Consider the following 14,756-nt stretch of genomic DNA (forward strand, 5'->3'; position numbering starts at 1 on the left):
AATTTTCAATAATAGTTAAGTGGATTGATTTATTATTTATTATTTTGATTTAGAAAAATTAAAATAGTATATTAAAATTAAATATAAAAAGGGGAAAGGGGCTTTAAAATCCCCTTCCTTTTTGAATGCAAAACCAATATTACTGAATTGGAGCAAGAATGTTGGTGGTTGTGTTTACTAAATTCAAAATTATATCGTGAATGTCTGCAAATTGAGCCCTTGAATTTTTTGATCTTAAGGCGTCATTTAGTTTTGAAACGTCGGTTTGTAAGTCGTTGTTAGCATTGTACTCATTAATAAAATCATCTGTGTCTTTTAGCCATTTTTCTTTAAGTGGTGTAAGTTTCTCAAAATCGTGATAGAGTGCTTTTAAATTAGCTTTGTTTAGATTTTGTAGCTTGTCTTTTACATTTAGTATTTTTGCGCTGATTTCTTCCATTGCTAATTGAATGCTAAAGCCTCTGTTTATAAGGGTTTCTTTAACCAAACCTCTGTAGTTTGAGTCTTGAGAGAGTTTTGATAAAATTTTCCCAAGTTCTATAATTTTTCCTTCGTTAAAATTTAAAGATGTGTAAAGCATTCTTCTTTCACTTGTATATTCGTTTTCGTCAAAATGCACTGTTGAGTTTGCATTGAAAAATATTTTACTAAATATTTCTTTTTTCATTCCGAATTGATCATCCGGCTCACCCTTGTAAGAATCAATCTCACTTATTTGAATAATATTCTCAGATCTATCTAATATTTTTTGTATTAGTTCTGTAGCCTCAGGATCTAATATTTGTTTTGGAGCAACATTAGCATTGTTGGGATTGTTTTTTTGCTTTAAAGCCGCTGAGTTAGGTTTGTTTTTATTGCCAGCTGAGATTTTTGGCGGATTTTTTAGAGTATTAATAGCAACAAGCAGATTGTCTATTTTTGATTTACCGTTTTTAGACATCTTTTTATTTTTTAACGAATTGTTTTCCGTTTTTGATATTTTTGTCTTTTCTTTTTTATGCTTTTTATTTTCATCGCCATCTTTTACCTCTAGAGAGCAAGAAAGCAAAATTAGCACAGTTAATGTATGCAATAAAAATATTGCAATTAATTTATTATTTTTCAAAATGTTATCCTTCAATAAAAATTTTAAGTAATTAATTATTAATTAATAATTTTAATTACCCAATTAATAACTTTAATTCAAAATTGTTATTGTGCAAAAAGAATTCAAAAAAAAAGAGAGCTGTAGCTCTCTTTGGGAATAAGGTTTTATTTTTTAATAATTTTTAATTATTTATTATTAAATTTAAATAATGTATCTAAAGAAATTAATGTTTGCTCGGATTTCAAGCAAAGAGAAATCATTTTGTCTTTGTAGAGTTGCTCGATGTGGTCTTTTAGCTTTTCTGTATTGTATTGTAGCTCCAAGGTGGAATTTGAACTTTTAATCAATGTTTCTATTGTATTAAGCCATTCTTTTTTTATTAAGGTAAACTCAATAATTAAATTATAAATTTCTTCTAAAGTATCTTTATTAAAATCATTTTCTCTTAGCTTGTCCATGTTCATTGCTAAGTCTTCAAGCGCAACTTCAAATCCTTGTTGAATTCGTATGCCCCCGGATATTTTTTTTATTGTGTCGTGGGCTTTTGGGTTGTTGTAAAGCTTGTTTACAATCTCTGCTAAATTGAAAATGTCAGTTGTGTTGTAGCTTAGTGATGAATAAAACTGTCTTCTCATTTTTTGAGATTCTCTAAGGCCTGAGTTCATTTTTTCTTGAAGTCTTTTGCCATTTTGGGGGTCAATTTTGTAAACATTAAGTAGCTCAAACATGCTATTTTTTAGTCCAAATTGACTGGGTATTTCTGTTTGAAGTTTTTCTTTTTTTATTATTGTCATTTCTCTTGCTAAAATCTCAAAGAGCTTGTCAATTAGATCTAATTCCCCTTTATTTGAAGTTTTTAAGTCTTTTTTTGATCTTTGAAGGGCTTGTTTTTTTGCTCCCTTTTTTATGTCTTTTTGAAGATTTAATTCATCGTATTTTGTTTCTGTAAAGCTTGCTACTTTGATTTTATTGTTTTTACTGCTTTTATTGTCTAGATCGCAAGAGAAAAATGTCAGTATCCCTAATGTGATAAATATTGATAATTTTGTTTTATTCAAAATTTACTCCTTTAATAAAAATTTTAAGTAATTTTAATTATTTAAAATTAATACTTAATGATTTAAATTTAGTTCAAATTTAAAATAGAACAATAAAAAAAAGAAGAGTCCAGATCTCTTCTTTTGATTAAATAGTTGTAAAATAGTTTATTTTCGTTTTTTAAATAAACTATTTGAGCTCTGTGATACTAATGTATGTTTCAAGAATAGACTGGCGAGCATTTTGCATTTTGTCTAAGTAGTTGTTTTGAATGTACTCTGCTAAAGATTTAGAGTCGCCTGAGTAATAATTAGGGTCTGCATAATTAATAAGCTCAAAGGCGTGTCTTGCCCATTCGTCTTTTTCATCTACTATTTGATCTAGTTTTGATTGAAGCGTGTTTAGCTTAGAGGTGAAATCAAAACTGTTAATTTTAGTGTTTAAGTAATCCTCGTTAAAGATTTCAATTTTTTTATTTATTTCGTCTAGTGCAAGTTCAAAAGAAATTTGTGTTCCAAGCCCTGATATTATTAATTCTCTTATTAAGCTGTGATTTTGCTCCTCATCGTAAAGAAGGTCCATTATTGATCCAAATCGTGCAATTTTGCTTGGATCAAAATCCATAAGTGCGTATAATCTATTTCTTTCATTTTTTGCTTCTGGCGTGTCGGAGCTAAGCTTTGGCGCGTAACTTCTGTCAAAAACTTTACCACTTGAAATAACATCTATTAGATCAAATACATAATCTTTCATATTAAATTGATCGTGAGTTTCCCTAAATCCAAAGTTGTTTTGTGTAGTATTTTTTTCTTCAGCAATTGTTCTAATAAGTTCATTTTTTAATTCTTGTAATTTGCTTCTCCCGCTAGAAGATGTTGTTGCTTGCACGTCAATGATTGGGCTTGTTGGCGGGCTTGTTGGTTGGCTAAAGGTGTAACTTAAGGTAAATGCTGGTGGTTTGTTATTTGTGCCGCTAAAGGTGCTTGTAGTTCTGGGCGCAGCTTTACCCCCTTGAGTAGTTCTTCTTATGATTGGCAGGGGTGACAGCGATACATCTTTTGTTTTTGTTATGCCCTCTGTAGGTATGCTTGTGTTTATATTTGTTGTTTTTGAAAGATTTGATAGATCTGCTCCAAAACTTAAAGTTTGCTGTGTTGCTACTTTTGCTATTTGTGGTTGATTTTGCAATCCTTTGGTTTTTGCCGCTTGAGTTTTTGCCACTTGATCTTGTTTTTTAAGCTCTGCTGCTACTTTATCAACTACCGGTATGTTTTTTGCAGCGTTTGGTTTTTTATTACCCGATGCTTTTTCTTTATCATCTTTTGTGCGGTTGAGCATTCCTTTTACTTTGCTTTTATAATCTTCATTTAGATTAGCATCAACTGTGCAGGAAAATAAAAACAATCCCAGGAGCTTTAAGTGTATTAATGGTTTGATTTTCAAAATACTATTCCTCGATTTCTTTTTAATGAATTTTAATAATCAAAATTAATTAAAATTTAAAATTAATTACTAATTATTAAAAACTTAGTTCAAATTATAGAATAATCAATAAATATAAATAAAAATATTTTAATCTGGCAAAGGTTTAATTTTTTTTATTTTTTTTGCTTTACATTATTTCACAATATTCTCCTTTTATAAAAATGTAGCAGCGGGGTACAAAATAATTTTTATTACATATTACAAATGTATATCAAATTATTTTAATTTAAATTTAAACTCTTATAAAAATCGAAAGACATTTTTGTGTTTTAGCTTGGATTTGATTGGGTTTAGTTGGAGTTAGATTTTAAGCCTAAAAAAAAGAGAAGAATTAACTTCTCTTTTTAAAATATCAAGTGCAACATATTATTTTTCTTAAAGATTATTAAGATAGAGGCCTTAAAGTATCAGTGTTTTTGTAATATTGATTAAAGTGTTCTGCTAGCTTTACCTCATCGTTTTTAATGCCTTGATCATCTTGCTTATAAGCCTCAATAGTTTCGTTTAAGGTTTTTTTAAGCCTTTGCTTTATTTTTAAGTCGGATTTTATTTCCGCTAGCAATGATCTAGCTCTTTCTAGGTGTAAATTGTCTGCGGTATTTTTTATTGATGCTAAATTCTTCTCTATTCGGAATTGAGTGGCCCATGATATGTGGTGAATCAATCTCCCAACTATATTATGGTTTTCGGAATTTTCTTTTAGTTTTTCAAGAATTTTTTTTAATGTATCTATTTTTTCTTTTTCATAATCTAAAGATGAGTAAATAATTCTTTTTATTTTTGTTTTGGGGTCTTCTTCAATAATATCGCGAGGGTCGACTTTAAAAGTATCCAGAAAATCAAAATTATCAGCGACAATTTTAGCCATTTGTGTATCTTCTTCTTTTCTTTGATCTTCCAGTTCCTTGCCAATTTCTTTTAATTCTAAAATTGTAGTTTTTAAAAGTTCTTGATCAGAAGGCCCAAGTTCCCCAGAGAGATCTTCAGGATTTTGAATGTTTTTTTCTGGATTTGTGCTTTTTTTTGAATTGGTGCTTTCATTTACTTTAGGATCGATTTTGCTCAAAGGTGCACATGAGATGCAAATTAAAGTTAATATCACCGTAATAATATTAAGCTTGATTATATTTAGTTTGGCTTTTGTCAAAATACTCTCCTTATAAATTAAAACTAATACTTATTAAGTTTAATACAAATTAATATTATAACTATATTGCAACAATTGTCAATTGACAATATTATTATTTGATATTTAATCTAAAATCTAAAAATCTTAAAAAGATTAAATTTTTATTAATTTTGTTATTATTTTTAGTTTGGATTTAATTGGGTTTATTTGGATTTAAATTTTAAGCCCAAAAAAAAGAGAAGAATTAACTTCTCTTTTTGAAATATCAAGTGCAACATATTATTTTTCTTAAATATTATTAAGATAGAGGCATTAAAGTATCGAAGTCTTCGTAATATTTATTAAAATGTTCTGCTAGCTTTTCTTCATTGGTTTTAATGCCTTGATCATCTTGATTGTAAGCTTTAAGAGTTTCGTTTAAGGTTTTTTTAATTCTTTTCTTTTTCTTTAAGTCGGATTTTATTTCCGCTAGTAATGATTTAGCTTCTTTTAGGTTTAAATTGTCTATTTCATTTTGTATTAATGCTAAACTCTCCTCTATTTGGAGTTGAGTACTAACTGATATGTGGTAAAGCAATTTCCCAACTATATTATAGTTTTTGGGATTTTTTTGAAGTGTTTCAAAAATTCCTTTTAATGTATTTATTTTTTCTTTTTGATAATCTAAGGATGAGTAAATAATTCTTTTTGTTTTAATTCGAATACTGTCATCAATGGTATCCAAAGAGGCGACTTTAAAAGTGTTTAGGAAATCAAAATTATCAGCGGCAATTTTAGCTATTTGCGTATCTTCTTCTTTTTTTTGATCTTCCAGTTTCTTGCCAATTGCTTTTAATTCTGAGATTATATTTTCTAAAAGTTCTTGATCGGAAGGCCTAAAGTCTCCAGGGGTATCCTCAGGATTTTGAGTGCTTTTCTCTGGATTGGTGCTTTTCTCTGGATTGGTGCGTTTTTTTGGATTGGTGCTTTCATTTACTTTAGGATCGATTTTGCTCAAAGGTGCGCATGAAATGCAAATTAAAGTTAATATCACCATAATGATATTAAGCTTGATTATATTTGATTTGGCTTTTGTCAAAATACTCTCCTTATAAATTAAAATTAATATTTATTAATTTTATTATTAAATAATATTATAATCATATTGCAACAATTGTTAAATGACAATATTCTTATTTAAGATTAAAATCTTAAAAGCTTAAAGAAGATTAAATTTTTATTAATTTTATTATTATTTTTAGTTTGGATTTATTTGTGTTTATCTAGATTTGAATTTTAAGCCTAAAAAAAGAGAAGAATTAACTTCTCTTTTTGAAATATCAAGTGCAACATATTATATCTCTTAAAGATTATTAAGATATAGGCATTAAACTCCCAAAGCCTTCGTAATATGTATCAAAATGTTCTGCTAGCTTATTTACATCGCTTTTAATGTTGTCGGTATTTTTATTGTAAGCCTCCATAGTATAGTTTAAGGTTTTTTGAAAGCTTTCTTTTAGGTTTAAATTGGAGTTTATTTTCGTAAGCAAAGATTTGGCTTCTTTTAGGTCTAGACTGTCTACTCCCTTTTGTATTGATTCTAAATTCCTATTTAGTTTGCCTTGAATTCTAGATAAGAAAAGATTTGAAAATCTTGTAAGTATTATTTTGTGTTCAGGATCTTGGTTAAGTTTCTCAAGAATTTCTTTTAATGTATTTATATATTCTTTTTTGTAATGCAAAGATGAATAAAGTGTCATTTTCATTTTCGCTATGTTCTCTTCACTAAAAAGAAGAATGTTAGGGACGATTGTGGGTATAAAAGTTTCCAGGAAATCAAATTTTCCAGCAGTAATTATAGCTATTTCTTTCTGGTATACATTTTTTTGATCTTCCAGGTATTTACCGATTTTTTTTAATTCTGAGATTATATCTTTTTTGGATTTTTGATCGTAAAGCCCTAAACCCCCAGAGGCATCTTCAGGATTTTGGTTGTTTTTTGGATTAATGGTTTCATTTGCTTTGGGGTCAATTTTATTTAAAGGCATACATGAAATAAAAATTAAAGTTAATATCATTGTAATGATATTAAGCTTAATTATGTTTGGGTTAGCGTTTTTCAAAATGTTCTCCTTGTATTAGGACTAATATTAATTAGTTATAATGCAAAGTAATAATATAACAATATTGTAACAATTGTCAAGTAGTTTAATTATTGTTAAATATTTAAAAGATTAAATTAATTACTATTTTTAGTTTGGATTTATTTGTGTTTATCTAGATTTAAATTTTAAGCCTAAAAAAAGAGAAGAATTAACTTCTCTTTTTGAAATATCAAGTGCAACATATTCTTTTCTCTTAAAGATTATTTAGAGATAGGCGGTTTGTAAGTATCAAATTCTTTGAAATTTTGATTAAAGTGTTCCGCTAGTATTTTATTGTCTTTAATGTTTTTAGTATTTTTACGGTAAGCCTCAATAGTTTCGTTTAAGGCTTTTTTAAACCTTTCTTTTAGCTGTAAGTCAGCTTTTACGCGTACTAGCAACCCTTTTAAATCTTCTTTTGAATTTTCTTTGCTTTGAGTGCCCAGTTTTTCATTTATTGATTTTAGGTGATTTTCTAGTTGTAGTTGAATGCCTATCGTTATGCGATGAAGGAATATTCCAGAAATTTTATGATCAATTTCGGAATTATTTATAAGTGTTTCAAGAATTTCTTTTAATGTCTCTATATTTTCTTTTTTATAGTCTAGGGACGAATAAAGCATTCTTTTTAAAATTATTCTATCCTCCTCGTTAGCTAGTCCGCCATGAGCACTAATATACGGATCTAAGAGATTAGATTCTTCCTTGGCAATTTTAGCCATTTGTGTAGTTTCTTCTTTTTTTTGATCTTCCAGCTTCTTAGCAATTTCTTTTAATTCTAATTCTGTAGTTTTCATAAATTCTTGACCGGAAGGTTTAAAGTCCCCAGGGGCATCTTCAGGGTTTTGAATTTTTTCCCGATTGGTATTTTTTTTAAGCTTAGAGGTTTTTTTAAGCTTAGTATTTCCAGGTGCTTTGGGATCGATTTTGCTAAAAGGTGCACATGAGATGCAAATTAAAGTTAATATCACTGTAATGATGTTAAGATTAATTGCGTTTAGTTTAGTTGTTGTCAAAATACTCTCCTTATAAGTTAAAACTAATACTAATTAATTATAATACAAAATAATATTATAACCACATTGTAACAATTGTCAAATAATAATATTATTAGTTTGTATTCAAAAAGATTAAATTTGTTATTGGTTTTAGTTTGGATTTATTTGTATTTAAACGGTTATTTGGAGTTAGACTTTAAGCCTAAAAAAAGAGAAGAATTAACTTCTCTTTTTTAAAACATTAAGTTTAATATATTATTTTTTTAGATTGTTTATTTTAATTCATTGAATTTTTCTTGTTTAGATTTAATGTCGTAATTAGAATAATCAAATATTTCGTAATTTTCATATATGTAGCCTACCAAGTAATTTTTTTGATAATCTTCTAGAATTTCTTCAATTTCTTCGGCAACTTCGTTAACAGTTTTTTCCAAGGTTTTTTTAAACTTTTCTTTTAGCATTAAGTCAAATTCTACGTGGATTAGCAGCTCTTTTAATTCTTCTTCGCTTAGAGCATTTAATTTTTCTTCTTTTATTAATTCTAGATGTTTGTCTATTTGTTGTTGAATGCCCAAAGCTTTGCGATAAAGTAATGATCTAACTGCATTTTCGCAATCGGGCTCACCTTTGAGTTTTTCAAGAATTTCTTTTAATTTATCGATTTTTTCTTTTTCGTAATTTAAAGAAGAGTAAATTATTTGCTCTATTTGTAGTTTTTCAGTTTTTTGAGTGTCTTCATCTACTACAGTAAACTTAGTTGCTTGAGCTTTTTCATATTTTCCATAATACATAGGGTAGATTTTAAGATTATCTACTAAATTAACCCCAGCAAGTGTTCCGGCTACTTTTGTGGTTTCTTCATTTTTTTGAGCTTCTAATTTCTTGCCAATTTCTTTTAATTTTGAGGCTGTAGTTTCAACAAATTTTTGATCAGAAGACCCAAAGCCTTCAAGATTTTTTTCAAAAATTTCGGTGTTTTCTTGTAAATTAGTATAGCTTTTTACTTTAGGGGTAATTGGATTAACGGTGCATGAGATGCAAATTAAAGTTAATATCACTGTAATGATGTTAAGATTAATTTCGTTTAGTTTAGTTGTTGTCAAAATACTCTCCTTATAACTTAAAACTAATATTTGTTAATTTTAATGTGAGTTAATCATGTAAGTATATTTCAATATGTTAAAATATCAATTTTATTATTTGAAATTTAAACCTAAAAAAAAAGAGAAGAATTAACTTCTCTTTTTTAAAACATTAAGTGCAATATATTATTTTTTCTTTAGATTATTGATTTTAATGCATTGAATTTTTCTTGTTTAGATTTAGCATCGTAAGTAAAATAATCAAATATTTGAAAATTGTTAATTATGTGCTCTAATACATAATATTTTTTTTCGGTATTTTCAGGGTATTGAATTTCTTTGTAAAATTCGTTGACAGTTTTTTCCAAGGTTTTTTTAAACTTTTCTTTTAGTGTTAAGTCAAATTCTACGTGCATTAGCAGCTCTTTTAATTCTTCTTCGCTTAGGGCGTTTAATTTATCTTCTTTTATTAATCCCAGATGATTGTCTATTTGTTTTTGAATGCCCAAAGCTTTGCTATAAAGCAATGATCTGATTACATTTTCCTCATCAATGTTGCCATCTTTGAGTGTTTTAAGAATTTCTTCTAAATTCTTTATTTTTATTGTGTCGTAATTTAAAGATGATTGAATTATTCGCTCTATTTGTAGTTTTTCAGTTTTTTGGGTTTCTTCATCTATTGTGATTAATGGAGTTTTTAAAGTTTGTTTAAGTTTTTCTATAGCTTCTTTATCATAAGACACGGGGTAGACCCCAATATTATCTGCTAAATTGTTCTTGTCAAGGGTGCCTACTTTGTTAGTTTCTTCAATTTTTTGAGCTTCTATTTTTTTCCCAAATTCTTTTAATTTTGAGATTATAGTTTCTTTTGTAGATTTTTGATTTGAAGATGTAAATTCTCCAGATGTATTCTTAGGATTTTCGGTGTTTTCTTTTGAATTGGTGTAGTCGTTTACTTTTGGATCAATTGGGTTAACAGTGCATGAGATGCAAATTAGAGTTAATATTGTTGCAATGAGATTAAGCTTGATTATATTTGGATTGGCTTTTGTCAAAATACTCTCCTTATAAATTAAAACCAGTATTTATTAATTCTAATACAATCTAATAATATTATTATATTGCAACAATTGTCAAATAACAATATTCTTATTTGATATTTGCAGATTAAATTTATTGTTGGGTTTAGTTTGGATTTATCTGGATTTATTCGGATTTAGATTGTAAGCCTAAAAAAAAAAGAGAAGAATTAACTTCTCTTTTTAGAAAAAAATTTCAAGTGCAACATTTATTTGTTGCTTTTATTAAGTTTTTATTTATTTAATTCTTTTTGGTTATATTTAATAATTTCATCGATAGCGTAATCGTAATTGTAATTGTCCACTATGTGCAGCGCTATGTCATCTACCAAATAATCTGTGTCAGTTAATGCTGGGTGGGTTTTCAGTTCTTCAGCAGTTTTTATTAACTGTTTTGCAAATTTTTCTTTTAGCTTTAAGCTAAATTCTGCGCTTATTAGTAGCTCTTCTAATTCTTTTGGGGTTAAAGATGATTTGGTTTTTATTAATTGTAAATGATTTTCCAGATGTGTTTGAATATCTGTTGTTGTTTTATAAAAGAATTTTAAAGCTATATTTTTGTGCTTCCCTTCATCCTTATCTATAATACTGTAAAGAATGTCTTTTAAATTGTTTATTTTTGTTGTGTCGTAATTTAAAGATGAGTAAATCATTCGTTTTATTTGCATTTTTACATTTTTTTTAGCTTCTTCAGCCATTTGTTTTTCAGAAAAATAAAAGGGTTGGATTTTATTATCAAGAGTTTCTATGAAATCAGCTTGTGCAGAAGCAATGTTAGCTATTTTTGCAGTTTCTTCAATTTTTTGAGCTTCTAATTTCTTGCCAATTGCTTCTAATTTTGAGGCTGTAGTTTCTTCTTGAGGTTGCTGCTTTAAAGACTTTAGATTTTCAGATTCATTTTCAAAATCTCTGAAGTTTTCTTTTATATCGGTTCGGCTATTTACTTTTGGATTATTTGGATTAACAGCGCATGAAATGCAAATTAAAGTTAGTATTGTTGTAATGATATTAAGCTTAATGCTATTTGATTTATTTTTTGTCAAAATAATCTCCTTGTGCATATTTATAAGTTAAAATTAATGTTTGTTGATTTTAATACAAAATAATACAACTGTATTTTAAGATCTTTTGAATAACAATATTATTATTTAGTATTAAAAAATTTAATTTATATTTTATGTTTTTAATTTTTTAAGTTTTTTCCAATATTTCTAACCCCCTTAATTAGTAACACCACTATTCCACACACACCGATAATTAGTAGTGTATGTGGTCACAACAGGTTTTTAGCGGCGTTTCAATATCATTTAAAATTTGCATACTTTCATTTGGATTGAATTTATGTTCGTATCCAACCCTTATTATTTCTCCTAAAATTTTTCCATCAGTTTTGGCTCCCCCCGTATTGTTGTCATATTCACCAATAATGTTGTCAATAGTTTTTATCCAAGAATTTTTCTCTTGTATTAGTTTTTCAAATTTTTCTTGAATCCCTTTTACCGTTTTTGTTCTAAAGTTAAACATTAGGCGTCTTTGCTCGTCTTTGGTTAAAAGCTTAACGGCGCCCTCCAATGCTTCTTGGATCTTAAATCCTGTCCAAAAAATTAAACCAATAAGTGTGTAATGGTGTCCATTTGAGCTTGATGTTTGTGCAAGTATTGTTGTTAATTTTTTGATTTTATTTTCATCATAATTTAAAGATGAGTAAAACAATCTTCTAAATCGATTTTCTTTTAACATGAAATCAATATTCATGTCTTGTTTTTCTGGGAATGCGGCAATATTTATTCCAAATTGATCAACAGGTTCGATTTTTTGAATATCTGTGTTTATTTTTTGAGTAAATATTTCGATATTTGAATTAATTTTTTGAATTAATTTTTCATTCTCATCAAATTCCTGTGCAATTTTTTTAATTATCGCTTCCTTTTCATCGTTTAAAAGCTGGCTTTGTTGTAAATTTTGGCTCTTTTTGAGATTTACTGCTTTTTTAACGCCAAGGCTTTTAGCTTCAATGAGGTTTGGTTGCAATTCGCTTGTTGCTTCTGTGTTGTTTGATTTAGAATAAAAAGAACATGAGACCAGTAAAGTTATTTGAAACAGCTTTAATGTTTTCCAAATTGTGTTTTTATTCAAAACATAATCCTTAAAAAAAATTAATCATTAGTTATTATTTGGCAAGCTCAATATTTTTTATTTCTAATATAAATGTATTTCAATTTCTTTAATTTTCAATGGTTGTTTTATTTATTTAAAATAAAATTTAATAAATAAAACGTTTAACATATTCTTAAAACCCAAAAATTTTCCGTTTGGTTTTTAAATTTGTTGGTAGTGAGTTAATATTAATGTTTTACTTTTTGCTTTTTATTAATTTTAAAAATATTCCCCAACAGTCTTGTTTTTGCTGATGATTGCAGTATATTTTTCATGTGTTATTTTATAATAATAAATCTAAATATTATAAAATAACACCGTTCTCCCCATTTTAATGTAAATTTTGAGTGTTTAATCTTTGTTAAAAGCTTTATTTTTTCAAAGTCATTCTTAATTAAAAAAGTTAATTATATGTTTTTATACAAATATGTATTGATTCTAATTTAGTTATGTTTTAAAATATTAAAAATAAATGTTTAAATAAGGAGAATTAACAATGACTAAAATATTTAGTAATTTAATAATTAATGGATTATTGTTTGGATTTGTAAATTTAAATGTGTTTGCAGATTCTAACAATGTAAATATTCTCAAGTCTCAATCCAATGTTTTAGAACAACCAGATCAAAAAGATGACAAAAAATTAGATCAAAAAGATGACAAAAACTTGGATCAAAAAGATAACAAAAGCTTGGATCAAAAAGATAACAAAAGCTTGGATCAAAAGGATAACAAAAACTTGGATCAAAAAGATCAAGTTGATCAGGCCCTAGATACTATTAGCAAGGTAACCGAAGATATTACTAGTAAATTAGAGGGAGTTAGAGAGTCATCTCTTGAGTTGGTAGAGTCAAATGATGCGGCGGTAGTTAAAAAGTTTGTAGGTTCAATGTCTTTAATCTCAGATGTTGCCAAAGGAGCTGTTGTTGCATCACGAGAAGCAACTATTGTGGCCAAGTGTTCAGGAATAGTTGCTGAGGATGCAAACAAAGTTGTTGAAATATCTAAAAAGGCTGTTCAAGAAACCCAAAAGGCTGTTTCTGTTGCTGGAGAAGCAACATTCTTAATAGAAAAGCAAATAATGTCAAATAAATCTCCAAATAATAAAGAATTGGAGTTGACAAAAGAAGAATTTGCTAAGGTAGAGCAAGTTAAAGAAACTTTAATGGCTTCTGAAAGGGCTTTGGATGAAACAGTTCAAGAGGCTCAAAAAGTTCTCAATATGGTTAATGGTTTAAATCCATCAAATAAGGATCAAGCAGTAGCAAAAAAAGATGTTGCAAAGGCTATTTCTAATGTTGTTAAGGTGGCTCAAGGCGCAAGAGATCTTGCAAAAGTAATGACCATTTCTTTATATATGAGATAGTTAGATTATACAGATTTATAAATAATTAGAGGTTAAAGCAAAAAGGTTTGAAGCTAAGTTATATAGCTTCTGCCTTTTTTTATTTTACTAAGATCAATATTAAATCCCTTATTAAGGTTGTTTATGATATAATATTTACATTCTATATTCACTTGAATAATTACATTAATTACATTCTTAAAAGGTTAATAAATTTGCCTTAAGCAAGGAGCTTAGTTTTTGAATAAAGAATATAAAATTTTGGATAATGGGTTTTTAAAGCTTATTGATTTTATGGGAGATGATAAGCGAATAGTTGAAGCAGCAAGGATTTCTTATCGAGGAGAAGGTGTTAAAAGAAAAGATGAAGAACTTATTGATTATTTGATAAGAAATGGGCACACAAGTCCATTGGAGCAGGTAGTTTTTACATTTCATGTTAAAGCTCCAATATTTATTGCAAGGCAATGGATGAGGCATAGAACCGCAAGGATTAATGAAGTTTCTGGATGCTACAGCTTGGCAAGAGAGGAATTTTATGTTCCTTTAGAAGAAGATTTAAAGTGTCAAATTTTTAATAATAAATCTAAAATAGAATTTAAACCTTTGAAAAAAAGTTTATCAGACAAAATAAAGCATCATCAAAAACATTCTTATGAGCTTTATCAAGATATGATCAATTCTAATATTCCAAAAGAACTCTCAAGAATAGTTTTGCCTTTAAGTTTATATACTGAATGGTATTGGCAAATTGATTTAAATAATCTTTTTCATTTTATTAAGTTGCGATTAGCCTTAGACAGTCCAAAAGAAATTAAAGAGAATTCACCAAAAGAAATGCGCGAATATGCTAAAGCATTGGTAAGCATAGTAAGAGAAATTGTACCCATGGCTTTTAATAGTTTTGAAAATCATTTTTTAAGGGGAAAGAGATTTTCTAGTGAAGAGATAATAGCAATTATTAACGCTTTAGATTTAAATAAGTTTAATATGGATGCTAAAAAATTGGAGCTATTAAAAGATAAGCTAGGAATTGATTAATTTTTTAAGGGTTTAGTATTCTTTAATTATAAGAATTTTCGATTTACGATCAAAAATTAAATTGCTAGCCGCTGGCTGTAAAATGTAATTTTTGACAATGTAAATGTAAATGTAAATTAAAAATTAATGTTATAAAATTACAAAAGAGGCATTATAATAAGAGTTTATTAGTATACTAATAAACTCTTATTA

General features: G+C 27.6%; 13 protein-coding genes. 2 read left to right on the plus strand and 11 right to left on the minus strand.

Annotated features, from left to right (window positions below):
- Positions 1 to 139: 139 nt before the first annotated feature.
- From QIA46_RS04785 to QIA46_RS04835, 11 genes are all read right to left on the minus strand, one after another.
- Positions 140 to 1,105: a complement regulator-acquiring protein gene (locus tag QIA46_RS04785; RefSeq protein WP_317268647.1), complete on the minus strand. Its 966-nt coding sequence runs from the start codon at positions 1,103 to 1,105 to the stop codon at positions 140 to 142.
- Positions 1,106 to 1,272: 167 nt separating this feature from the next.
- Positions 1,273 to 2,145, minus strand: a complete 873-nt coding sequence (locus tag QIA46_RS04790; RefSeq protein WP_317268648.1) for a complement regulator-acquiring protein — start codon at positions 2,143 to 2,145, stop codon at positions 1,273 to 1,275.
- Between the two features lie 169 nt (positions 2,146 to 2,314).
- Complete coding sequence (locus QIA46_RS04795) at positions 2,315 to 3,568, minus strand: complement regulator-acquiring protein (protein ID WP_317268649.1); 1,254 nt, start codon at positions 3,566 to 3,568, stop codon at positions 2,315 to 2,317.
- Positions 3,569 to 3,995: 427 nt separating this feature from the next.
- Complete coding sequence (locus tag QIA46_RS04800; protein ID WP_317260610.1) at positions 3,996 to 4,757, minus strand: complement regulator-acquiring protein; 762 nt, start codon at positions 4,755 to 4,757, stop codon at positions 3,996 to 3,998.
- Positions 4,758 to 5,037: 280 nt separating this feature from the next.
- On the minus strand, positions 5,038 to 5,817 hold the full coding sequence (locus QIA46_RS04805) for a complement regulator-acquiring protein (protein ID WP_317268650.1): 780 nt from the start codon (positions 5,815 to 5,817) through the stop codon (positions 5,038 to 5,040).
- A gap of 274 nt (positions 5,818 to 6,091) precedes the next feature.
- The gene (locus tag QIA46_RS04810; protein WP_317268651.1) at positions 6,092 to 6,841 is read right to left on the minus strand and encodes a complement regulator-acquiring protein; all 750 of its coding nucleotides are present in this window, start codon (positions 6,839 to 6,841) and stop codon (positions 6,092 to 6,094) included.
- A 242-nt stretch (positions 6,842 to 7,083) separates the two neighbouring features.
- Complete coding sequence (locus tag QIA46_RS04815; RefSeq protein ID WP_317268652.1) at positions 7,084 to 7,878, minus strand: complement regulator-acquiring protein; 795 nt, start codon at positions 7,876 to 7,878, stop codon at positions 7,084 to 7,086.
- 254 nt (positions 7,879 to 8,132) lie between these two features.
- On the minus strand, positions 8,133 to 8,963 hold the full coding sequence (locus tag QIA46_RS04820) for a complement regulator-acquiring protein (RefSeq protein ID WP_317268653.1): 831 nt from the start codon (positions 8,961 to 8,963) through the stop codon (positions 8,133 to 8,135).
- Positions 8,964 to 9,139: 176 nt separating this feature from the next.
- Complete coding sequence (locus tag QIA46_RS04825; RefSeq protein WP_317268654.1) at positions 9,140 to 9,997, minus strand: complement regulator-acquiring protein; 858 nt, start codon at positions 9,995 to 9,997, stop codon at positions 9,140 to 9,142.
- 257 nt (positions 9,998 to 10,254) lie between these two features.
- A complete protein-coding gene (locus QIA46_RS04830) occupies positions 10,255 to 11,064 on the minus strand; it encodes a complement regulator-acquiring protein (RefSeq protein ID WP_317268655.1) in 810 nt (269 codons plus the stop codon).
- 214 nt (positions 11,065 to 11,278) lie between these two features.
- Positions 11,279 to 12,157 carry a complement regulator-acquiring protein gene (locus QIA46_RS04835; protein WP_317268656.1) on the minus strand — a complete coding sequence of 293 codons (879 nt, stop codon included), beginning with the start codon at positions 12,155 to 12,157 and terminating at the stop codon, positions 11,279 to 11,281.
- Positions 12,158 to 12,674: 517 nt separating this feature from the next.
- Here QIA46_RS04835 and QIA46_RS04840 point away from each other — a divergent pair.
- Both QIA46_RS04840 and thyX read left to right on the plus strand, forming a co-directional pair.
- Complete coding sequence (locus QIA46_RS04840) at positions 12,675 to 13,544, plus strand: OMS28 family porin (RefSeq protein WP_317268657.1); 870 nt, start codon at positions 12,675 to 12,677, stop codon at positions 13,542 to 13,544.
- Between the two features lie 219 nt (positions 13,545 to 13,763).
- Positions 13,764 to 14,564 (plus strand): FAD-dependent thymidylate synthase, encoded by an 801-nt coding sequence (thyX, locus tag QIA46_RS04845; RefSeq protein WP_317268658.1) that lies wholly within the window; start codon positions 13,764 to 13,766, stop codon positions 14,562 to 14,564.
- The last annotated feature ends 192 nt before the right edge of the window (positions 14,565 to 14,756 follow it).

The sequence above is a fragment of the Borreliella carolinensis genome, from assembly GCF_032595855.2.
Classification (GTDB): domain Bacteria; phylum Spirochaetota; class Spirochaetia; order Borreliales; family Borreliaceae; genus Borreliella; species Borreliella carolinensis.

Bases quoted from the DNA above. Each gene is read 5' to 3' on its own strand.
- QIA46_RS04840 (WP_317268657.1), top strand. From the start codon at position 12,675: ATGACTAAAATATTTAGTAATTTAATAATTAATGGATTATTGTTTGGA.